This is a genomic window from Aminiphilus circumscriptus DSM 16581 (assembly GCF_000526375.1).
GTDB lineage: Bacteria > Synergistota > Synergistia > Synergistales > Aminiphilaceae > Aminiphilus > Aminiphilus circumscriptus.
This window is the reverse complement of sequence record NZ_JAFY01000002.1, coordinates 1,331,309-1,352,619: the sequence shown is the minus strand read 5'-3', so window position 1 is coordinate 1,352,619 and position 21,311 is coordinate 1,331,309. Positions and strand designations below refer to the sequence as shown.

21 protein-coding genes and 1 pseudogene are annotated in these 21,311 nt (G+C 59.7%); 4 read left to right on the top strand and 18 right to left on the bottom strand.

The features are described from left to right. Window positions 1–185 precede the first annotated feature (185 nt). From K349_RS20070 to K349_RS0106895, 18 genes are all read right to left on the bottom strand, one after another. Window positions 186–515: an acyltransferase gene (locus K349_RS20070; RefSeq protein WP_420834452.1), complete on the bottom strand. Its 330-nt coding sequence runs from the start codon at window positions 513–515 to the stop codon at window positions 186–188. After that, complete coding sequence (locus K349_RS19480; RefSeq protein WP_211240344.1) at window positions 445–765, bottom strand: LbetaH domain-containing protein; 321 nt, start codon at window positions 763–765, stop codon at window positions 445–447. Before K349_RS19480 ends, K349_RS20070 begins: the two co-directional genes overlap by 71 nt. A gap of 41 nt (window positions 766–806) precedes the next feature. Then, window positions 807–2,684, bottom strand: coding sequence for an asparagine synthase (glutamine-hydrolyzing) (gene asnB, locus K349_RS0106970; protein ID WP_026369095.1), 1,878 nt, complete (start codon window positions 2,682–2,684; stop codon window positions 807–809). Next, complete coding sequence (locus K349_RS16680) at window positions 2,684–3,427, bottom strand: DegT/DnrJ/EryC1/StrS family aminotransferase (RefSeq protein WP_051464217.1); 744 nt, start codon at window positions 3,425–3,427, stop codon at window positions 2,684–2,686. The genes asnB and K349_RS16680 overlap by 1 nt, the downstream gene beginning before the upstream one ends. Next, the gene (locus tag K349_RS19475) at window positions 3,424–3,627 is read right to left on the bottom strand and encodes a hypothetical protein (RefSeq protein ID WP_051464216.1); all 204 of its coding nucleotides are present in this window, start codon (window positions 3,625–3,627) and stop codon (window positions 3,424–3,426) included. Before K349_RS19475 ends, K349_RS16680 begins: the two co-directional genes overlap by 4 nt. Before the next feature lie 2 nt (window positions 3,628–3,629). Then, window positions 3,630–4,631: an NAD-dependent epimerase/dehydratase family protein gene (locus K349_RS0106960; protein ID WP_034264309.1), complete on the bottom strand. Its 1,002-nt coding sequence runs from the start codon at window positions 4,629–4,631 to the stop codon at window positions 3,630–3,632. Window positions 4,632–4,715: 84 nt separating this feature from the next. Then, window positions 4,716–5,627 carry a Gfo/Idh/MocA family oxidoreductase gene (locus K349_RS16675; protein WP_051464215.1) on the bottom strand — a complete coding sequence of 304 codons (912 nt, stop codon included), beginning with the start codon at window positions 5,625–5,627 and terminating at the stop codon, window positions 4,716–4,718. A 41-nt stretch (window positions 5,628–5,668) separates the two neighbouring features. Next, on the bottom strand, window positions 5,669–6,775 hold the full coding sequence (gene wecB / locus K349_RS0106950; protein WP_026369093.1) for a non-hydrolyzing UDP-N-acetylglucosamine 2-epimerase: 1,107 nt from the start codon (window positions 6,773–6,775) through the stop codon (window positions 5,669–5,671). 48 nt (window positions 6,776–6,823) lie between these two features. Next, a complete protein-coding gene (locus K349_RS0106945) occupies window positions 6,824–7,732 on the bottom strand; it encodes a glycosyltransferase (RefSeq protein WP_169731315.1) in 909 nt (302 codons plus the stop codon). Window positions 7,733–7,931: 199 nt separating this feature from the next. Beyond that, window positions 7,932–8,477, bottom strand: a complete 546-nt coding sequence (locus tag K349_RS0106940) for a winged helix-turn-helix domain-containing protein (RefSeq protein WP_026369091.1) — start codon at window positions 8,475–8,477, stop codon at window positions 7,932–7,934. Window positions 8,478–8,622: 145 nt separating this feature from the next. Beyond that, complete coding sequence (locus tag K349_RS0106935; protein ID WP_026369090.1) at window positions 8,623–9,687, bottom strand: SDR family oxidoreductase; 1,065 nt, start codon at window positions 9,685–9,687, stop codon at window positions 8,623–8,625. Window positions 9,688–9,973: 286 nt separating this feature from the next. Continuing rightward, window positions 9,974–11,254 carry a nucleotide sugar dehydrogenase gene (locus K349_RS0106930; RefSeq protein ID WP_026369089.1) on the bottom strand — a complete coding sequence of 427 codons (1,281 nt, stop codon included), beginning with the start codon at window positions 11,252–11,254 and terminating at the stop codon, window positions 9,974–9,976. A gap of 131 nt (window positions 11,255–11,385) precedes the next feature. Beyond that, window positions 11,386–12,546, bottom strand: a complete 1,161-nt coding sequence (locus tag K349_RS0106925; RefSeq protein ID WP_026369088.1) for a glycosyltransferase — start codon at window positions 12,544–12,546, stop codon at window positions 11,386–11,388. Window positions 12,547–12,688: 142 nt separating this feature from the next. Beyond that, a complete protein-coding gene (locus K349_RS0106915; protein WP_051464274.1) occupies window positions 12,689–13,906 on the bottom strand; it encodes a DegT/DnrJ/EryC1/StrS family aminotransferase in 1,218 nt (405 codons plus the stop codon). A 179-nt stretch (window positions 13,907–14,085) separates the two neighbouring features. Continuing rightward, window positions 14,086–14,727, bottom strand: a complete 642-nt coding sequence (locus K349_RS0106910) for an acetyltransferase (RefSeq protein ID WP_026369086.1) — start codon at window positions 14,725–14,727, stop codon at window positions 14,086–14,088. Between the two features lie 4 nt (window positions 14,728–14,731). After that, the gene (locus tag K349_RS0106905; protein WP_034265167.1) at window positions 14,732–15,364 is read right to left on the bottom strand and encodes a sugar transferase; all 633 of its coding nucleotides are present in this window, start codon (window positions 15,362–15,364) and stop codon (window positions 14,732–14,734) included. Continuing rightward, the gene (locus tag K349_RS0106900; RefSeq protein ID WP_026369084.1) at window positions 15,361–17,256 is read right to left on the bottom strand and encodes a polysaccharide biosynthesis protein; all 1,896 of its coding nucleotides are present in this window, start codon (window positions 17,254–17,256) and stop codon (window positions 15,361–15,363) included. Before K349_RS0106900 ends, K349_RS0106905 begins: the two co-directional genes overlap by 4 nt. Window positions 17,257–17,369: 113 nt before the next feature. Beyond that, window positions 17,370–17,810, bottom strand: coding sequence for a hypothetical protein (locus K349_RS0106895; RefSeq protein ID WP_026369083.1), 441 nt, complete (start codon window positions 17,808–17,810; stop codon window positions 17,370–17,372). 358 nt (window positions 17,811–18,168) lie between these two features. Between K349_RS0106895 and K349_RS0106890 the strand changes: the two genes are divergently transcribed. The 4 genes and pseudogenes from K349_RS0106890 to K349_RS16665 all read left to right on the top strand — a co-directional run bounded on the left by K349_RS0106890 (window position 18,169) and on the right by K349_RS16665 (window position 21,273). Then, entirely contained in the window at window positions 18,169–19,389 is a 1,221-nt protein-coding gene (locus K349_RS0106890) for a diguanylate cyclase domain-containing protein (protein WP_026369082.1), read from the top strand. A gap of 114 nt (window positions 19,390–19,503) precedes the next feature. Beyond that, a pseudogene (gene truD / locus K349_RS20065) lies at window positions 19,504–20,136 on the top strand (tRNA pseudouridine(13) synthase TruD); the annotation flags it as partial. After that, window positions 20,105–20,677 carry a tRNA pseudouridine(13) synthase TruD gene (gene truD / locus K349_RS17945; RefSeq protein ID WP_084460236.1) on the top strand — a complete coding sequence of 191 codons (573 nt, stop codon included), beginning with the start codon at window positions 20,105–20,107 and terminating at the stop codon, window positions 20,675–20,677. The pseudogene truD (K349_RS20065) and the gene truD (K349_RS17945), both read left to right, overlap by 32 nt. Window positions 20,678–20,958: 281 nt before the next feature. Further along, a complete protein-coding gene (locus tag K349_RS16665) occupies window positions 20,959–21,273 on the top strand; it encodes a FeoA family protein (protein ID WP_026369081.1) in 315 nt (104 codons plus the stop codon). The last annotated feature ends 38 nt before the right edge of the window (window positions 21,274–21,311 follow it).

The following is a 21,311-nucleotide window of genomic DNA, read 5'->3' as shown; positions in this document are numbered from 1 at the left end:
ATGCTCCTCCACATTCCGCCGAAAGTAGTAAGGCGCTTCAAAAACCTCCCGCATTCATTCCCCGTACACCAGATTTGACAATATCTCCAGCCGTTTCTCAGCGAGCACTTCGCAACTTTTCGTCCTGAGCTAGCAAGGTAGTCCCACATAAGACCATAGAAAAATATTTTTATGAATTTTAGTATTTAAAAAATAAAAGCATCATTCTTCAAGAAAGCACTTTTGTCGCCATCACTCGATGCGACTTTGCAAGGAGTTCCATATGCCTTACTCCCACTCGGAATATCGCTCAGTACCAAACTCCTTGCCCCAATAATACATCTATTTCCGATGGTAACTCCCTTAGCGATGATCGTGTTGGGACCAATGTAGCAGTTGTTGCCAATGCGAACGGGTGCATAATCGTAGTTTGCCTTTCCTCCGCTGACTGCCCATTGAATGGAGTCATGAGTGTAAATTCTGAACACCAGCGGAAATGGAGCAGTTTGATCCGATGACAAGACCTCCGCTCCCATCAAGGATCACAAAAGGGCCAATCCATGTATTCGCGCCGACTTGAACATCCCCGAGCACGATGGCGGAATCGTAAACGGAAGTTTTTTCACCAAATCCCAAGAAAGCAGCCTTCTCCCAGCGATCCACTACATAATCTCCAAAAGGAAGCGTTCGTTTGAAAGCGTGGTTTATATCTCTCCTCCTTTTTTCCCAAAAATGGACGAGCATCAGCCTAAAAATTTCATCAACTTTAGTATCATTTGATTCCAAAAGAACACAAAAGCCTCCAAAAAGTTAATTTTCTTTGTTCATCACATCACCCGACCAAGGTATTCTTCCACATTTAACAGCGACCAAACCAGCAACCGCCGGTTTTGGATTCCCCCAAGGTGCTCCTCCACAAGAGAGTGCAGCACACCCTTGTCCATATATCCAAAGATTCTTGCATTATCCCCCATCAATGTTTTGTGCACATACTTCATGCTCTCCCCCTTAAACCAAGAAGCATCCGGAGCGGAGAAACCCTGTTTCTGCGCGGAGGTGATCTCGTCCGGGATGTACCGTTTCATGACTTGCCGCAACAGGTTTTTCCCGTCGTTCGTCTTCTGGAAGTACTTGTTCTGCTTGTTCCCCGGCTCGTTCTCGTTGATACGCACAATCTGATCGAGGTTACGGAGCTTCATTCCGACGGGAAGCCGCATGGCAAAATCCACCAAGTCGTTGTCGAGGAACGGAACCCGAGTTTCCAGGCTGTGGGCACTGGAAAGCTTATCCTCTACGACCAGCAGGCCATGGAGAAATGTCTTCGCCTCGAAATACAGGGAATGATTGATATACTCCTCCGGCGAGCAGGGTGCCTGATTCCGGTCCACGAAAACGTTCCTGAAAATATCCCGGGTCCAGACGTGTTTCACCTCGTTCCAGACGGGCTTGAAAAGCTCCCGCAGGACCGTATTGGGAACGAGACGCTGCCAGTATTGGTAGTAACGGTCAATGTAGTCGTCAAAATCGGCACAGACCGCCGCCCGGTAATACCGCCAGGGATATCCTCCGAACAGTTCATCCCCGCCTCCGCCGGAAAGGACCACTTTCACGAACTTGGAAGCGAGCTGGGCGGCATAATAGTTCGGATAGCTCTGTCCCACCCGCGGCTCTTCGAGATGCCACGCCAATCGGGGCATGACCCGCTCCATGTCCCCCGCTTTGAGAACCATCTCGTAGTGCTCCGTCTTGAACAGATAGGACATGTATTCGGCCTTTTCCCGCTCGTCGAATCCGAGCTCGAGACCGGAAGCGGAATGGAGATCGAAACCGCACGTGAAGGTTTTCATGTAGGGGAGTTCCGTGGCCGCCACGGCGGTGATGGAGCCCGAATCCATGCCGCCGCTCAGATAGGCCCCCACGTCCACATCGCTCACGAGTTGACGCTTCACGGCCTGACGGAACAGGCGATCCAGTTCTTCCGCGTATTCTTCCTCCGAACAGACATTCTCGGGCTCACGAAAATCAAAATCCCAATAACGGTGCACCTGCAGGGTCGTTTCCCGGGTGCCGAGAGAAAGCCTTGCCCAGCATCCCGCAGGGAAGATCCTGATTCCCTTGAGAAGGGTCCTGTCCGTGAAGATGTTCTGAAACGTGAAATATTCCAGAAGTGCTTCCAGATCCAGATCACGCCGCACATCGGGATGGGCGAGGATCGCCTTCTGTTCCGAGGCGAAGAGAAACTTCGGGCCGAGAAATGTGTAATAGAGCGGTTTGATGCCGTAACGATCCCTGGCCAGAAACAGTTCCTGCCTCGTCCGGTCCCAGATCGCAAAGGCGAACATGCCGTTGAACCGCTCCACGCACGCGTTCCCCCACTCCATATAGGCGTGGAGAACAACCTCCGTATCTGTGCGGGAACGAAAGACATGGCCTTTTTCCTCCAAATCCTTTCGGAGTTCACGGAAATTGTAGACTTCTCCGTTGAAGGTGATGACGAACTGTCCGCAGTCCGATGTCATGGGCTGGTGTCCCAGAGGGGAAAGATCGATAATGGCGAGCCTCCGATGACCCAGCCCTAGAAAACTGTCAATGTAGAATCCCTCGCCGTCGGGGCCCCGGTGCGCCATTGCGTCGGTCATTTTCCGGAGCGTCACCGGCGAGACGGGCCTTCCGTTCACGTTGAAGACGCCGGAAATACCGCACATCAGTGCTGTCCTCCCGCCCGTATGGCATCGATGACGTAGGCGAATTCCTCGTCCGTCATTCCGAAATAGAGAGGAAACGCCACGCTGAGGCGATCCGCCGCGTAGGACATGGGGTAGTCTTCGTCGGAAAGGCCATAGGTGTCTCTGTAATATCCAAGCGTGTGTACCGCATGGGTTCCCTGGCGCGTGGAAACCCCATGTTCCTCGAGAAACGACATGAAAGCGTTTCTTTTTTCATGGAGACTGTCTATGCGATCCCGGGTGAGGCTCGAAAGATCTTCCGGAGAGGCGAAAAGGCACACGTAGGACTGATACCCCGACACATAGCCTTCGGGAACGAGAGGAGGCACAAGCCAGGGGAATTCGCGCAACGCCTCGTCATACCACGCCGCCACAGCCCGGCGTCCTTCGAGAAGCATCTCCGCCTTCTTCATCTGGGAGACACCCAGGGCACCCTGAAAATCGGTCATACGGAAGTTATAGCCCACCACGTTGAACTCGGGAAGAAAAAAGCTCCCCTTCTGGCCGTGCCGCTCCCGATCCGATCTGGACGCGCCGTGATCCCGCAGGGAAGAGACGCTTCGCGCCACGTCGGCGTCGTCGGTGATCATTATGCCGCCCTCTTCAGTGGTGATGGCCTTGCGCGGGTGGAAGGAAAAGCACCCGGCATACCCGAAGGTGCCGGAGTGTCTTCCGTCGAGGAATCCACCAAAGCTGCATGCGCAATCTTCGATCATCTTCATTTCGTAGTGGTCTCGTAGTGGTCGGCGAGCTCGTGGATTTTTACGAGGTCGGCGCAGAGACCGAAGGCGAAACGATCCTGAAACTCCGCGACATACGGCCCCTGCACGATCCATCCGGTATCGAGAGGCTTTACAATGTTTTCCCTCTCCTCCGCGTCGAAATAGGGTTTCGTGATGGGTATTTTCATCGTCGTCCTCACGGTCAGGCCCTCTTTCTTCGCTGTTCGACGAGCTCCTTGTGGGCACTGCGCCACTCGATCAGTCTGCGCAAGCCCTCCTCGAGCTCCACGGTATAGGTGAATCCCAGCTCTTCCTTCGCAAGGCGCGGATCCCCGATCCGGTTGGTGACGAAGGTCTTGCCGGCGGGCTCGTACTGAATCTGCTGATCCGATCCGGTAACCTTGAGAATCATCTTCGTGAGATCGAGGATGGATGTCTGGACACCGGAACCGACGTTGTAGTTTCTGTCGGTGGCCGGGGACTTCATGGCGCAGATGTTCGCCCGGGCGACGTCGCTGACGTAGATGAAGTCGTAAGCCTGCGAGCCGTCGCCGTAGACCTGAGGCGGAAGTCCCTGATCGAGGCGGTCGAGCATCTTCATGATAACGGCGATGTAGGTTCCTTTGTAATCCTGACGAGCTCCGTAGACGTTCATGTACCGAAGCCCGACGTAATCGAGGCCGTAACGGTTGTAATAGGCGCGGCACATGTGTTCGCAGGCAATCTTGGTGGCCCCGTAGAAGGTCTTGTTGTTGTAGGGGTGTTCCTCGGTCATGGGAAGTTCGACGGCATCGCCGTAGACGGAGGCCGAGGAAGAGTAGATGAGCTTTTTGACCCTGTGACGGACACAGGCCTCAAGGACGTTGAACGTCCCTTCAATGTTGACGTGGAAGGCGCTTCGCGGATAGTCGTAGCAGTGAAGCAACCAGAGAGCGGCGAGATGGAAAACGTAATCCTTGCCCTTGACCGCCTCGTCGAGAATGTCCGTCTGAAGGATATCTCCCCCCAGCTCAAAGACTTTGACGCGGGGATCCCGGAGGGCCTGTGCAATGTTGTCCTGCGTCCCCCGGCTGAAATTGTCGTAGATCACGATCTCCGCCACGTCTTCCTTCAGGAGTTCGTCCACCACATGGGAACCGATGAAACCGGCACCGCCGATGACAAGCACTCTTGCGCCCTGAATGGAATTTTGCTCAGTCGTCATCTTTTCCCTCTCCTCTTCACAACCTCATGACGCCTCAAGAACTTCATGACATTCTCCAAAATCACACCCACACGACGTCATTGGCTATTTCTGTTTTCTCAGCAAGGACACCAGCTCGATGGATGGCCGGGCGTCTTCAAGGCCGAAGCCACCCCCGGCGAGGATATCCCGATAGACCTCCGTGTGGAGATCGGTAAATCCTTCGGTGAACTCCACTTCCTCTCCATCGACCAAAATGGACCGAAACGTGGTCTTTCCTTTTTCGCGCACTTCGGAGGGCAAATCCTTGTTGTCGATGGAAAGCCGCCAGGAGACATCCGCCCTCTCGAGATCCAGGTTTCCCGCGATCCGCTTCTCGCTCGACTCCGTCACCTCGTAGTTTCTCATGGCACCAAAAATCCAAAGCAACATGTCGAAGAAGTGGATGCCGATGTTGGTGGCGATGCCGCCGGATTTACGCTCCTCGCCCTTCCAGGAATGAAAGTACCAGTTGCCGCGAGAGGTGATGTAGTCAAGCTTGACCACGTGCTTTTTGTCCGAGGCGGAAGCATGCGCAAAGCGCTCCCTCAACGCACGGATCACCGGATGGAGCCGGAGCTGGAGCACCGTGTACACCCGCTTTCCCGTCTCCTGTTCCAGTTCCGCCAGAGCGTCGAGGTTCCAAGGGTTTAAAACGAGGGGTTTCTCGCAAATCGCATCCGCGCCGACGCGAAGGGCAAAGCGCACGTGAGCGTCGTGAAGGTAATTGGGAGAACAGATGCTTACATAATGAACCCGTCGCTCTTCTCCGAGACGGCGAAGCTTTTCCACGTGACGGTCGAATCGCTCGAACTCGGGGAAAAAAGCGATGTCGAAACCGAAACTGTCGAGAATACCCACCGAATCCGCAGGATCCGTCGCTGCCACGAGTCGGTTTCCCGTATCTCGTATGGCGCGCATATGGCGAGGAGCAACATATCCTGAGGCACCGATCAGGGCGAAATTCTTTCCGGACATGGGAACGTCATCTCCTTTTGATGAACGAGCAACGAGCGTTTTTACCGTGAAACGCTCGTCAGAAACTTTTTGATAGCGACGACGATTTTCTCCGCCGCATCACCGTAACCGTAGACACCCTCGGGGCATGAGACCCGCTCGCTCAGGAAATCAAGGACTCTGCGTTCCATTTCTTCCTGCGCTGGTGCGCAAAGGACGTTCCATCCGCAGGAAATGAGTTCGCGCCAGCCTGTGTCGGGCATGAGCACGAGAGAACGCCTGCCAGCGAACCATGCTTCCTTTTGCAACCCTCCACTATCGGTGACGACAAATGCAGCATGTAGAAGTAACGACATCAGTTCAACATATCCCAAAGGTTCCGTAACACAAAGACTTTCCAAAAGCGGTTGGAGAGAAAACTCTTCGATTTTTCTGGCTGTTCGCGGGTGCAGAGGAAGCACGCAGCGCAACGACGTCCGGCGGGCAATTCGTCGAAGACCGGAAAGAATTTCTTCCAGGGGCTCCTTGTGATCCACGTTGAAATCTCTGTGGACGGTGGCGAGAAAGAAGCCGCCGGGCACGAGGCCGTTTTTGTTCAATATGTCCCCCCGGTCGAAGAGCGGTTTCATCACCTTGAACACATCGAACATGACATCCCCTACAACGTGCACACCTTCGCGAATATTTTCCTCCCGGAGATTCGTCGCTGCGGCGTCGGAACAACAAAAGAGCAATTGCGACACGTGATCCGTGAGCACCCGGTTGATTTCCTCGGGCATGTCTTTCGGTGCCTGGCGGATCCCCGCCTCTACGTGCGCGAGAGGAATTCGAAGTTTTGCCGCCGCGAGCGCCCCCGCAAGCGTGGTGTTCGTATCGCCATAGACAAGAACAAGGTCTGGTCGCTCGGCGACGAGCAATTCCTCGAAGCGGACAAGGACATCTCCGGTCTGTTTGCCGTGCGATGCGGAACCAACGCCGAGTTGATAGTCCGGAGACGCGATGCCGAGCTGCCGAAAGAACACGTCGGACATGTTGGCGTCGTAGTGCTGCCCGGAGTGAACGAGCACATGGCGCCAGATGTGTCGCTCTCTCGCAAGTTTTCCAATGAGGGCTTCTTTGATAAATTGTGGCCGTGCACCGACAAGGGAAACGACTGTTCTTTGTTGCAACAAAGACTCCTCCTCACGAAGAAAGCGCTTCTTGAAAAACCCACTCATTCACGAAAAAAGGTCCAAAAGTTTATGGTATGCGCGGCGAAGAATCTCTTTCTTGTCAATGAACGGAGCCGCAAGAGAACGGACTCGATCTCTGGGCACTTCGCGCCATTTTTTCACGGTCTCGAGGGCTTCCGGAAGATCCCGGATCTCAATATTCCTGTAAAAGGGGAACTCTTCGGGAAACGCAGAATCCCGATGACCCGAGAGCACGGGAATTCCCGCCGCAAGAGATTCCCTCACCTTCAGCGTCGTCGCTTCACACATGTTGTTTCTCTCCAAGGCGAACGAAGAGAGGGTGCAGTCGCATTCCTCAAGAACGGCGGCCAGGGCGTTTCGATCCAGAAGGCCGTGAAGAAGCACTTGAGAGCGCAACCGGGGATGCCGGGCAATGAGGTTTTGTTCCCGCTCCGAAACCGCGCCCACAAGGTGCAGCATCACCGGTTCGGAAAAATCTTGCAAGACCGCGAGAACTTTGTCCAAGCCGTGCCAGGGCGCAAAGGAAGATGCGACGAAAGCGATCCGGATGGGGCCCCTACCTCGTTTGTCTGAGGCAAGGGGCACGTCGGCAAGAGAGATTCCGTTGGGCAGAACAAATCCCGGCACGGGACAACCAGCCCTGCTTCGCTCATACTTCAGAATTTCTTCAGTAACGCCGATGATGCCATCGACCCGTCCGAGCGTTTTCGAACCCCAAAAGCGTTCCATCGCAAGAGCAGCGCAACACTTGAAGGAGCGAGCACCTGCCGCTATTTCATCGATTTCTTTCGTGTGATGAACCGTCAGACATGGACGCGTCCCGTCAAGAAAAAAGGCAAAAAACGGATCCGCCGTCACATAACGAACGAGAAGAACGTCGTATTCTTTTCTGCGACGTCGCATTTCTCTGGAGAAAAAAAATCGTCTCGCCATGTCTCCCGAGAAAGGCCGAGGAAAGAAATGCGCAAAAGGCTCCGACGTTTTTGTGTTCGTCCACAGAGAAACAGACCAGGGAAGACCAAGTTCTTCGGCAGACCGCTGTTCCGCTCTCAACTGATAGAGAACGCCGGAGGAAGGGTTGCCGATGCAGTTGGCATGGAGGACTCTCAATTCCGCACGGACACCCATGAAATCAGCTTTCCGCTCCGTTGGCGGTCCAGACCACCAGGGCCTTGTCAAGGCAAAGCGAGTCTTTCATGTGCTCCACTTCATCCGCTCTGAGGACAAGAATGCGGATCTTCCGCTTGAGGATCTCCTCGGCGGTGCTCACGAGACGCTGCAGGTAGTTCCAGTCGATATCCCCCACAAGCACAAGGTCGAGAATGCCCGAGTCAACGCCGCGGGCGTAGTCGCCGGTGATGAAGGCCATGTGCAGATTGCCGATGCGCGAGAGGACACGTTCCACGAGCTGGTCGATGCCGAGGGTTTTGCGGACGAGATTGTGGATTTCGGGAAAGAGGGTGTGCTGCGTGTTGGCGGAAAAGACCTTTGTCCGCCCCTCCGTCTCGGAGGCGAGAAGTCCCGCCTTTTCGAGACGGTTGAGTTCCACCCGCACGGCGTTGGTGGACTCGCCGAACTCGTCGGAAAGCTCCCGAAGGTAGCTGCGGGCCTCGGGGTTCAGGAAGAACTTGCACAGAAGCTTGATACGGGTTTTTGAGGTGATGAGGGAATCGAGCACGAGAACAACTCCCCTACCAAGAAACGCACCCAAAGGATTGCGCTGTTACGAGTAAGAATATGACTCGATACGCTTTATGTCAAGCACAAAAATCGCTCTTCCCCATCGCAGAAGACGCTCTTGAAGCTCCTTCCGCGTCAGAAAGTCAGACACCCCGTCGGAGATACCACGCGGCGCAGGCACGCAACCCTTCCCGAACGGTCAGAACAGGAGTGTATCCCAAAAGGGTTTTGGCCTTCGTCACGTCCGCGAGAGAATGGCGCACATCCCCGGGGCGGAAGGGCTCGTAGAGGGGGCGGAGAAGCGCCGCATCGGGACGGACAGGCTCGACCAGATCCCGGACGATTTCGTAGAGTTCGTTGAGGGTGACGCGCTCTCCAACAGCGACGTTGAAAACTCCCTGCACACTGCTTGTTCCGGCGAGCAGATTTGCCTGCACGACATTGTCCACGTGACAGAAGTCGCGGCTGGTCTCGCCGTCGCCGTAGATGGAGACAGGTTTTCCCTCGGCGAGGGCCGCGAACCACCGGGGAATGACCGCCGCGTAGGGACCCTCCGGATCCTGACGGGGACCGAAGACGTTGAAATAGCGGAAGCCAAGGCAGGAAAGGCCGAAGACGGAGGAAAACACCGCCGCATAGTCCTCGTTGATGCGCTTGGTGAGTGCGTAGGGGGAAAGCGGTTTGCCGATTGCCTCTTCCACCTTGGGCAGGGTGGGGTGGTCTCCGTAGACCGAACTCGACGAGGCGTAGACGAAGCGGGAAACTTTCGCGTCCCGGGCGGCGAGGAGCATGTGGACGAAGCCGTCCACGTTCACCTCATGGCTGGTCAGAGGATCCTCGAGAGAGCGGGGGACGCTCCCGAGCGCGGCGTGATGAAGCACCACGTCCACACCCTCGCAGGCCTCGCGACAGGCTGCGGCGTTGCGGATATCTCCCTCGACGAAGCGAAAGCGCTTCGCCGCCTCGTCGCCGCAGGAGGCCAGAACCTCCTCCAGGTTTCTGCGGCGCCCCGTGAGGAAGTTGTCGAGCCCCACCACGCGCTGAGAAAGGCGCAGCAGAGCCTCCACGAGGTTGGAGCCGATGAACCCGGCGGCACCGGTGACGAGCCAGTACCGCGGTGAGGCGAGCAGATCGTCCAGAACGGACCGGGGAAGGCCGTAGGGAAGGGGACTTCCGCCGGCGCGTTCGTGGAATTTTTCTTCGGTCATCAAAATCGCTCCTCTCAGGGAGGCGTCTCGGAAGATCTCGGCGCCTCCTCCACGTTACGGACACACCACAGACACAAAAAGCACACGACATGCCGCAACGCCATGCTGCGGCGCGGACACCGCCGCAACACCGATCACGAACGATGACGCCATCATGGGCGCCGCTTTCGGCGACGCCGACGCCCATCGATGCGCGAAAGTCCGCCGCAGCGCAAAAACCGCACCGCCACGGACTGCATCATGGGCCTTGACGGCACGATGTGCACCACCTCCAGCGCGAGGCGCTCTACAAGCTCCAGTAGAGCACGTCCTTGCCGAAATGTTCCGGTTCAAAGAGGGATTTCACGTCCACGAAAATCCCCTTGCGCTCCCGCAGGATCTCCTCGAAAAAGGTGCTTCCCCGCTCCCGGTAGTCGTCGTGCGCCACGGCGAGGATCACCGCGTCGAGGTCGCGCATCTCCTCAAGAGGCGTGAGGGTCAAACCGTACTCCCGCTCCGCCTCGGCGCTCGTGACAAGGGGATCCGCCACGAGCGACGCGATTCCGAAGGAACGGAGTTCCTCCACAATGTCCGGCACACGGCTGTTGCGCAGATCCGGCACGTTCTCCTTGAAGGTGAGGCCGAAAATGCCCACCCGGACCTCGCGGGGAGAATATCCGGCCCGGGAGAGAAGTTTCACCGTTTTCCGCGCCACGAAGCGCCCCATGTCGTCGTTGATGCGCCGTCCGGCGAGGATGACCTGGGGAATGTACCCCACTTCCTCCGCCTTGAAGGTGAGATAGTAGGGATCCACGCCGATGCAGTGTCCTCCAACGAGCCCAGGTCGGAAGGGAAGAAAGTTCCACTTCGTTCCCGCGGCGCGGAGCACATCCTCGGTGCGAATGTCCATCCGGTCGAAGAGAAGGGCCAGTTCGTTCATGAGGGCGATGTTCAGATCCCGCTGGGTGTTCTCGATCACCTTGGCCGCTTCGGCGACGCGGATGCTCGGGCAGGCATGCACGCCCGCCTCGACGATGGCCCCGTACACCTCCGCAACGGCCTCGAGGGTCTTTGGGTCCTCGCCGCTGACGACCTTCACGATAGTATGCACCCGATGGTTTCTGTCCCCGGGGTTGATACGCTCCGGCGAATAGCCCACGGTGAAATCCTCGCCCGGCACAAGTCCCGACACCCGGGCGAGCAAGGGGCGGCAGATCTCCTCCGTGACCCCGGGATAGACCGTGGATTCGTAGACCACGATGCTCCTGGGAGAAAGCACGGAACCCACCGCCTCGGTAGCCCGGATCACGGGACCGAGATCGGGCCGGTTCCACCGGTCCACGGGAGTGGGCACGGTGACGATCAGAACGTTGCACCCCCGAAGGCCCTCCGGTTGGGAGGTGACCCGGAGCGACGACGCCCGAAGCTCCTCCGGCGAGACTTCTCCGGTGCGGTCGAACCCGTTCCGGAGCCCTTCGATGCGTTCCTCGTCGATGTCGTAACCCACGACGGGAAACTTTTTCGCGAAGGCCACGGCAAGAGGAATGCCCACATATCCCAATCCGACAACGCCGATGCGATAGGTCATGAACAAACACGACTCCTTTTTTCCGCACATCTCCTTGTCCTCCCAGAAGGAACAAGGAGTGATCCGACGAGCGATCCGGTTCGAAGAGCCAATCCCGGAAGCGTTTTCCGTTTTTTCTTTTTTTCAGGCGTTCATGCCGTTCCCAAAAGCTCCCGGTAGAGCGCCTCGGTAAGGGCGAGCAGACGTGACGTGTCCATTTCGAGAGCCCGGCGACGCCCCCGCTCCGCCCGGGCCCTGGCTTCCTGCGGGTGGGCGAGAATCTGGCAGAGGGCCGTGCGCAACGCGACCGTGTCCCCCACGGGAACGAGAAGACCGCAGTCGTCCTGGAGCAAATCCCGGATTCCCCGGGCATCCGCCCCGATCACGGGGGTCTTCATGGCAAGCGCTTCGAGGACGCTCACCGGAAGCCCCTCCCGCTCGGAGGGAAGGACGAGGGCGGCGGCGCCCTTGAGCAAGACCTTCACATCCCGGCGGTAGCCGGGAAAGCGCACGCGTTCCGCCACGCCGAGCGCCACCGCCAGCCGCTTCGTCGCCTCCAGAAGCGGCCCTTCTCCGGCGCAGACCAGGTACGGAGCAGGCGCAAGAGGCGGTAGTCCTGCGAAGGCCCGCAACAGATCGCGATGGCGCTTGCCCGGATTGAACTCCGCCACCATCAGGAAGAACGGCGCCTCCTCGGGGAGCTGCAATTCCTTGCGTAGGGCGGCGACGCACCTGGGATCCACACCTTCCCGGGAGAAGGCGGCGGTGTCCACGCCCACTCCGGGAAACAGGCGAAGCCGTTCCGGCGGCACAAGATGGTGGCGCCGCGCCGCCGCCTCATCCTCGCCGTTGATCACTAAGAGCCGGTCAGTCCAGTTTCCGGCGAGTTTTTCCAGCGCCAGAAACAGCGCGTTCCGCAGGGGCGGCCCCCCCTCGAAAAAGTGGAACCCGTGGGCCGTGTAGACCATCCGGAGTCCCCGGGACCGCAGCCGCCGCAGAGCCAGGCGGGTGACGAAGGCCGCCACGGGAGTATGGACATGCACAAGATCATATTTTTCCGCCTCCGCGAGAAGGCGAAGGCGCCTTGCGGCCGTCACGAGGGATGGCACGGCCAGGGGATTTCGGGAGAAGGGCACCTCGTGCACCGCGTCGAACGCGGCGGCGCAGGAAGGACATCCGGAGACGCCGTCGGCGGCGCCGTCCACCCGCCAGCCCAGAGAGCGGAAATACCGTGCGTAGGGGAGGAGGAAACTCCGCAGCGTCACCGAAACGGTGGCGACGAAGAGAAGCTTCGGCGCAGCGTCGGAGTTCACGGAAGAAACGCCTCCTCGGGCGGGGCACAACGCCGCCCTGTCAGGGCGTCCACGCTGCGCCATCCCCTTTCTCGTCGCTGCGCCCCCCGAAACGAGACCATGGAAAAGGAGAATTGGACGAATTCCCGGAACGACACGGTCCTCACACTCTCGCTTCGAGGCAGCGCCGCACGCATCGGATCACCCGGTCCTGCTCTTCCCCGGAAAGCGCCGATCCCGAGGGAAGACAAAGCCCCGTGGCGAAGAGGCGGTCCGACACGCTGCTTCCCCGGAGGTCCGGTTCGCCCCGGGAAGCGGCTTCGGGCGCGACACCGCCATGCGGATAGAACAGAGTGCCAGAGAAGAGGGGTTGCAGATGCATGGGTTTCCAGACGGGACGGGCCTCGATGTTCTCCGCTTCCAGGGCGGCGAGGAGTTCCCCGGGAGTGTGCGCCGTCGCGTTCGGATCGAGGGTGAGCACGGAGAGCCATCGGTTGGAACGACTCCAGGCCGGTTCGGGCATGAAAGCCACGCCAGGAAGATCGCCCAACGCCGCAACGTAGCGCTCGAAGATGGTCCGTCGAGCCCGGATGCGGTCGTCCAGCACGGTGAGCTGCCCTCGCCCGACAGCAGCGAGGAGATTGCTCATGCGGTAGTTGTAGCCGATCTCCGAGTGCTGGTAGTGCGGCGCCGGATCGCGGGCCTGGGTCGCCCAAAAACGGGCCTTCCGGATCGCCTCGGAATCGTGCGCCACGAGCATGCCGCCGCCGCCGGTGGTGATAATCTTGTTGCCGTTGAAGGAATAGATTCCGTAGACGCCGAAGGTGCCGCTCTCCTTCCCCTTGTAGGTGGCGCCCAGGGATTCCGCCGCGTCCTCCACGAGGGGAACGCCGTACCTGCCGCAGAGTTCCCGCAGGGGATCCATGTCCGCGCTCTGTCCATAGAGATGCACCACGATCACCGCCTTGGGAAGGGTTCCTTTCCGGTCGGCGTCGGCGAGCGCCCGCTCGAGCGCAGACGGGGACATGTTCCACGACTCCGGCTCCGCGTCGAGAAAGACCGGAACGCCTCCCTCGTAGAGCACGGGGTTTACGCTGGCGGAAAAGGTGAGGGAGGAGCAGAAGACCCGGTCGCCCCGCCGGATTCCGAGCAGTTTCATGGCGAGGTGGAGCGCCGCCGTACCCGAGCTGAGGGCAAGCGCCGCCGGAACACCCACCCGAGAGGCGAGTTCCCTTTCGAAGGCATCCACGTGGGGCCCCAGTGGCGCGATCCAGTTGCTGTCGAAGGCCTCCTTGACATAGTCCATCTCGCACCCGCTCATGTGCGGCGGCGAGAGATAGATGCGGGACTGGATCTGCTGTGCTCCGGGACACTCGTTCATGATATCCTCCTGCCTTTTTCCGCGGCGCGTCTTCGCGTCGTTTTCCGCTTCACGAACCCGCGAGGCTCTGCGTTCCTCCCTGTGTGCCGCGAAAACGCGGCACACACAAGAAGCGCTTTGTGCCGAGAGGCGCTTCTTCCAGGATTCGCTCTTTCCGGGAGTGCTCGCCTCCCGAAAAATCACTCCTCTTCTGGAAGCTCGTCCTTCCGAAGGGGACGTAGAGGACGGGCGGGCACCCCTACGGCGACGACGCGCTCCGGAAGATCCCGCACCACCACACCCCCTGCCCCCACGATTGTCCAGTCCCCGACGGAGACACCTGGAATCGCCGCGCTCCGCACGCCGAAAAAGACGCCCTTTCCCAGAGTCACGCCTCCGGCGAGGCACGTTCCCGGCGCAAGGTGTACACCGTCACCGATGCGGCAGTCATGGTCCGCAACGGCTCCTGTATTGACGATGCAGTGCGCTCCGATCTCCGACCCCGGCTGAAGGATCGCTCCGGCGAAGACCACCGTGCCGGGGCCGATCCGGACTGATTCGTGCACCCACGCCCGGGGGTGGACCACCGTCTCCCAGTGCACCCGGGAAAAGCGGCGCGCCAGGGAAAGACGGCGAACATTTCCTCCTATCGCCAAAATCGCCCGCGGTTCGTCACGCCCAAGGAACAGCTCCGTCGGCCCCGCCACGGGAATGCCGAGAAGCGTCTCCCCCCACCGGGAAGGTGCATCGTCGAGCACGGCGTCCACGGCGAGACCGCACGCATGGAGGAGGCTCACCACCACCTTGCCGTGTCCTCCACCACCAATCACGAAACGCTTCATCCTTTTACCTCCGCTCCTCGCCGTTTCCTCGGAACTCCTCCACTGTGCTCTGCCCCGGCGCGGCGATCCCCTCCCGGCGAAGCACGGCAACGACGGTCTTCGCCAGAATCCGCAGGTCGAGGCCAAAGGTCCAGGTGTCCACGTAAACCACGTCGAGGCGGAACTTCTCCTCCCAGGTGAGGGCGTTGCGGCCGTTCACCTGAGCGAGACCAGTGATACCAGGACGCACCTCGTGCCTGCGGGCCTGCTCCGGAGAATAGCGGTCCAGATAGGCCAACAGAAGGGGGCGCGGCCCCACGAGGCTCATGTCCCCCCGCAGGACGTTCCACAGCTCGGGAAGCTCGTCCAGACTCGTACTCCGGAGAAAACGCCCGAAAGGAGTCAAGCGCTCTTCATCGGGAAGAAGCCGCCCCTCCGCATCTCTTGCGTCGGTCATGGTACGGAATTTCACCATCGAAAAGGGTTTTCCCAAAAGCCCCGGGCGCATCTGCCGAAAGAAAACCGGCGAACCGAGACGAAGGCGAACCAAAAGAGCCAACAGTGCGAAGAGCGGAGAAAGCAGGATCAGCGCCGCCCCGGAGACGGCCACGTCAAAACAGCGTTTTGTCCTCGACTCCGCCGCGGGAGCCCGTCTCACGCCGAACACTCCTCCGCGGGCATTCCTCCTCCGGGAGCATAGGTGGGCACCCACGCCCGGAGCAGTGCCCTCGCCTCCTCGTCCCCTCCGGCAAGGGCACTGGCGAGCGCCTCGGCCAGGCGTTCGCCGGACCTCGCTTCGAGGCGGGCGGCGAAGATTTTTTCGTGCGTGGTCCGCAGGACATGATCCGGATCGTAGAAGAGTTCCTCGAAAAGTTTTTCCCCGGGACGAAGTCCGGTGTAGACAATGGGGATATCCCCGTTGGGTCTGTAGCCGTGAAGGCGGATGAGCATTTCCGCCAGGGCGGCGATGCGCACGGGTTCGCCCATGTCGAGCACGAAGAGTTCGCCTCCCTCGCCGATGGACGCGGCCTGGAGCACAAGGCTCACCGCCTCGGGAATGAGCATGAAGTAGCGCCGCATCTCCGGGTGGGTCACCGTCAGGGGACCGCCATCCCTGATCTGCCTCTCGAACTTGGGAACCACGCTCCCCCGGCTGCCGAGGACGTTTCCGAAACGTACCGCCAGATAGGCCGTTCCGGGATAGGCGCTCTGGGCCTCCTGGAGCAGCATCTCCGCCAGCCGCTTGGTGGCCCCCATGACACTCGTGGGGTTCACCGCCTTGTCCGTGGAGATGAGCACCAGGCGCTCCGCGCCGTATTCCCCGGCGAGGCGCGCCACGGTCCATGTGCCGAGGGCGTTCACCCGAAGCGCCTCCCGGGCATTGAACTCCATGAGAGGAACATGTTTGTGTGCGGCGGCATGGAACACCACGCCCGGACGAGTCTCGCGAAAAAGGCCTTCCATGGTCCGGGCATCCGCCACGTCACCGATGACCGCCCGCAACGGAGGGGCCGGACTGAGCTTTCCCAGCTCCTCCAGAAGCGTGTAGATGGAATGTTCCCCATGCCCGAGGAGCACCAGCTCCCGCGGACCGTGGGCCAGCACCTGCCGGCAGATCTCGCTGCCGATGGACCCTCCCGCTCCGGTGACGAGCACGCTTCGCCCCCGGAGAATGCCGTCGATGCCCTCCAGGTCGAGCCGGATCGCCTCCCGGCAGAGAAGATCCTCCAGGCGAACGGTGCGCAGACGACTCACGCTCACCGTTCCGCCCGCCAGCTCGCGAAGGCTGGGAAGAACGCGCACTTGCACTCCTGTCTCCGCCACGTCGTCGAGAATCTTCCGCACCACGTGTCCCGCCACGGTGGGAAGGGCGATGAGAAGCACCTCCACCTGCAACGTCTCCACCAGCTCCCGAAGCCTGGCGGTGTTCCCCAAAACACGCACTCCGGCGATCTCCATGTTGGTTTTCGCCGGATCGTCATCCACGAACCCGAGGGGGAGGACATCGCCGCCGCCCCGGAGCAGGTCCCGCACGAGAAGCGTTCCCGCCTCTCCGGCACCCACGATGAGTCCTCGCGCCCGGCTCTTCGCCGCATCGCCGCCACCGCTCCGACAGAGACGCCAGGAAAGGCGAACCGCCCCCAGAAAGAGAATTCCCGACCCGATCATGATGGCCAGGGTCGTTCGGGGGATGAGCAGCCGCGTGAAAAATTTGTCCGCGAGGACGAAAAGAAGTGCGCCAAGGGCGTACCAGCGGGCGAGGCGCAGGAACTCCTCCACGCTCGCCTGGGGCCAGAGCACGCGGTAGAGCCCCGCCGCGGCAAACACGCCGGTGACGCATCCCGGAAAGAGCAGGGCGGCGAGAACAAAGTCTCCAAGATAGAAGCGGGGAAGAAACAGCGTGAGACGCAGAGCGTACCCCAGATAAACCGCCAGGACAAGGACGATGATGTCCCAGAGCAAGACGTATCGTCCCCGCCGGGCCATTCCGAGCCACGCTTTGCGGATTCCGGAGCGAAGGTGCGAGAAAACGGTTCTGTCCTGCGACACGGGCAAAACGCCCCCCTTGCAGATCGAAGATGTCCGGATCGCTCCGCGAGGGAGCGTACCTCCGGAGATACCCCGTCAGGAAGGCGATCCCGGTGGAAACCGGGGCGTCTCCGCTAGAGAATGAGCTTGCCGCCTCCGGGTTTCTTGCCGCTCAGACGGTCGAGCTGGGAGAGCACGTTCGAGGGAGCCACGTCGATCTTGGGCTTCCGCGCCTCCTGGGCGGCGTACTCCCGCAGTTTCTTCTCGTACTCCTCCATGCCCTTCTTGATGGCCTTCACATCTCCCTTGATCCACTGGAGCATGTTGTCCGCCACGGCCTTGAGCATGTCCTCTCCGGGCATTTCGGCGAGAAGTCCCAGCTCCTTGAGAACCCGGTGCTCCTCCCGGACGGACTCGAGGATCTCCTCGTCCGTGAGAAGTCCCTTTTTGTAGAGAACCCGGGCGAAAATGTTGAATTTGGTCTTCATGTTCTCTTCCGCAACGGCAAGGGAATCCATGCGGGCCATGAGCATGGAGAGAAGTTCGTCGAGACTGAACTGTACCGGCATCTGCATGATAACGTCCTCCTTGGGGGCTTGCCCCGAAAAAAATGCGGAGTTTATTGTAACACATGTCCGTCTCTCCGTGAGGATTGTGTTGGGAGCATGCTTGCCCTCTTCCCTTTTATGGTATAACTGTACGGCCTTGGTGCCGCCGCGCTGCTCCGGAAGGGACACGTCGCGGGACGGGGCTGGCGGAAGAACGGAGCGCGCTTTTCCAATACTTTCGAGAAACGCCTTCGAGTTGTGGTACGAAGAAACGCAGCCGACGGCCGCGTCGGCTCCATTCACTACGGGGAGGCAGTTTCATGTACAGGACAACAGCTTGCACATCACGAGATCCTTCTTTTCATAACGAAGGATGGTGCACTGCATGAGTCACCTCTTCGACTGGATCACCCTGCCCCCCTTTCTTTCCATTCTTCTTCTCGGAGGCGCCCTGATGGCCGGAGGCGAAGGAACTTCCGCGAACATTCCGCTTCCCCTCTGGATCGCCGCAGGCGGTGCCTACATCGTGTCGAGCGCCATCTACATTCCTCTCGGCAGGCTGAAGGGAACCGGTGCCTCTCTAGGACTTCAGGCACTCTGTCAGGGATTGGCCCTCGCCCTCACGTCGCTGCACTTCGGCCTTCCTCCCGTTGTGGCATGGGGTGGAACAGCGCTGATCTTCTCCGGAGCGATCATCCTCGGAGGCATCGCCGTGCCGGAGGCCGAAGCAGTGAAACCCACACGACGTCGGAGCGCTCCGGCAAACGAGACCACAGAGGCCGAACTTTTCGAAACGAGCGGGACGGCACAACGGCAGACATCCTCCCTCGATTCCTGCCCTTTGCCCTTCGCGGTCATCGGCAGAAACGGCATGTTCCAGGACGCGAGCAAAGCACTTCTGGATCTCGTGGGAACGTCCCTCGGAGACCTTCAGAAACAGGAAGGGGAGATGCTCTTTCCCTCCGCACTCGAGCATATAACCGTCAAGGGAAAACACTACGCCGTCCTTCGAGAGGAACTCGACGGCGAGGTCTGGGTGTTTCTGCTTCCGCAAAGTTCCTCGGCCCAGAAACAGGATGACACGGAAACGAACCGGACGTCCTCAGGATCCTCCGCGGAGGGCTGCTTCTCCCGGGATCCACGGACGGGGCTCTACGGAGACACCTACTTTTTTCCCCGGGCATCCTACGAGATCGCCCGGGCGAGGCGTTTCCGCCGCTGGCTCTCGGCCCTTCTCGTGGATCTGGATTTTCTCAAACGGAACGAGGCCGATCCCAAAGCCACGAGCGAGGCAAACAGACGGGAACTGCTTCTGGCGCTCTGCAGCCGTTTCAACAAGGAAATCCGGGAGACGGATCTGGCCTTTCTGCTCCAGGACAATTCGCTCTGTATCCTCCTTCCCGAAACACCGCAGTCGGGAGCGAAAACGGTCATGGGACGCATGAAGGAAACGCTGTCCCACATGATGAAGGACAATGACCGATTGATTTCCCTGGAGCCGCATCTACAGTTCGGCCTCCATTTTTACAGCGGAAACGAGGACATGAGCCTTCCGGAACTTCTGGAGGCCCTGCGCACCTCCAAACAGCAGACCTCCGTCGCGTGAGACCAAGACACGTTCGTTCCGAAGGGCCTGCTCCGCCCCACCCCGAAGGGAGGGACGACAGACACCCCAAAACGCCCCCTGCGGGCATGACGACAAAGGACAGGAGCGAAAGCAGTGAAGATCAAGGGAACACCCGAGGAATTCTTCGTCGAGGAAGTGATCTCTCTTCCGCTCGAGGAGAAAAGAGGACGTGCGCCGTTCCGCGTGTACCGTCTGGAAAAACGGGGGTGGAACACGCTGGATGCTCTGCGGGAAGCGGCCCGGGCATCGGGATTGAGCCTCCAGGACATCCGCTACGGCGGCAAAAAGGACCGTCACGCCCACACGATCCAGTATCTCACCGCCCCGGCACGGGTGGATCTTTCCTTTTCGTCCCCCAACGTCTCCATCTCTCCCGTGGGATACTCCAGCGAGGCCATGTCCCCCCACTTCATCCGGGGAAATCGCTTCACTCTCACGCTCCGTGACATCGCCCCCGCCGACGAAACGCATCTCCTGGGGCGACTTCTGGAGATTCGCGATCTCGGGTTCGCCAACTACTTCGACGACCAGCGCTTCGGCAGCGTCGGCAACGATGGGGCCTTCTTCGGGGAAAGGGTCGTCAGAGGACACTACAACGGCGCTCTCAAGCTCTACTTCACCACCATTCACCCCGAGGCGCCCAGTGCCGCGAAGGAGCGCAAACGCGCCATGGAAGCTCTTTGGGGACAGTGGGATGCGCTGCTTCCCCTCTGTGCAACGCCGCTCCACCGGGAGATCATGGAAATCCTCCGCAGAAACGGTGGAGACCGGGGGGGGACTTTTCGCGCTCCAGCGCATTCCCCGGGAGGAACTTTCCCTCCATTTCGCGGCCTATCAGAGTTTTCTCTGGAACGAGGTACTCCGGCGCCTCGTTCTCCGCCACGCCCGGGAGACCTTTTCCGTAAAAGGCAAAACTGGGGAGTACGTCCATTTCAGGAATCCGGGCCGTCAGGGCGGCGCACGCCTCGGTGCACTTTCGCTCCCCACGGTAGCGTCACGCATGGAAGCGACGGATCCGGAATGTCTGGAACTCATCGAGGAGGTCCTCGCCGAGCGCAATGTCCGGCGTGCCCAGTTCAACCTCCGGGAAATCCGGCAGTCCTATTTTTCGTCCTTTCTCCGCGCCGCAGTGGTCGTTCCCGAAGAATTCACCTGGTCGCGACCGGAGGAGGACGAACGCTATCCCGGCAAGCGCAAGAGCACTCTTTCATTTCTGCTCCCCCGGGGAAGCTACGCCACCATGCTGGTGAAAAGCCTCGGCCTCTGATCTTCCGCCTTTTCGCACCACGGAAAAGAACGTTCGAGCAAACCGAGGAAAAAGAAACCCTTCGCGGAAATCCTTGCTTTTTTTGACGGGAGCGGGTATCTTCAGCCTCGGGTTCGCGCCGTGATGTCGTCCTCCTGATCAGGGGACAATGCGGACACGGCCCGGCAGAACGCAAACATCACGTTTCCGAAACGTATCGCCCCATCTCGTTCAGCAAAGGTCGGTAGCATATGGGCAGACACGCTTCCAAGTTCAACCCTGAACAGGAGAACCTTTTCCGAATGACCGATTCGGAGACGGAGACTCTTTCCACTTCCACAGCTTCGGCACCTCCGCAAAGGCGACAGGAGGGAACTCCGCCCCCTTTTCCGCTGCGGGAAGTCCCCAACGGCCAACGAGTCCGCATCGTCTCCCTGCCCCGGGGAGAGAGCGGCGCACGCCTGGAGGCCCTCGGCATCCGCCCTGGCAAGATCGTGACGAAGCTCTCGGGTATGCCCTTTTCCGGCCCCGTGGCCCTAGAGCTCGACGGACGGCAGATCGCCGTGGGACACGGCGTCTCCAGGGCGATCCTCGTGGAGGAGGTGCCGGAGCCATGAACGGAGCAAAACGGCATTCTTCCACGGCTCCGGGGAGG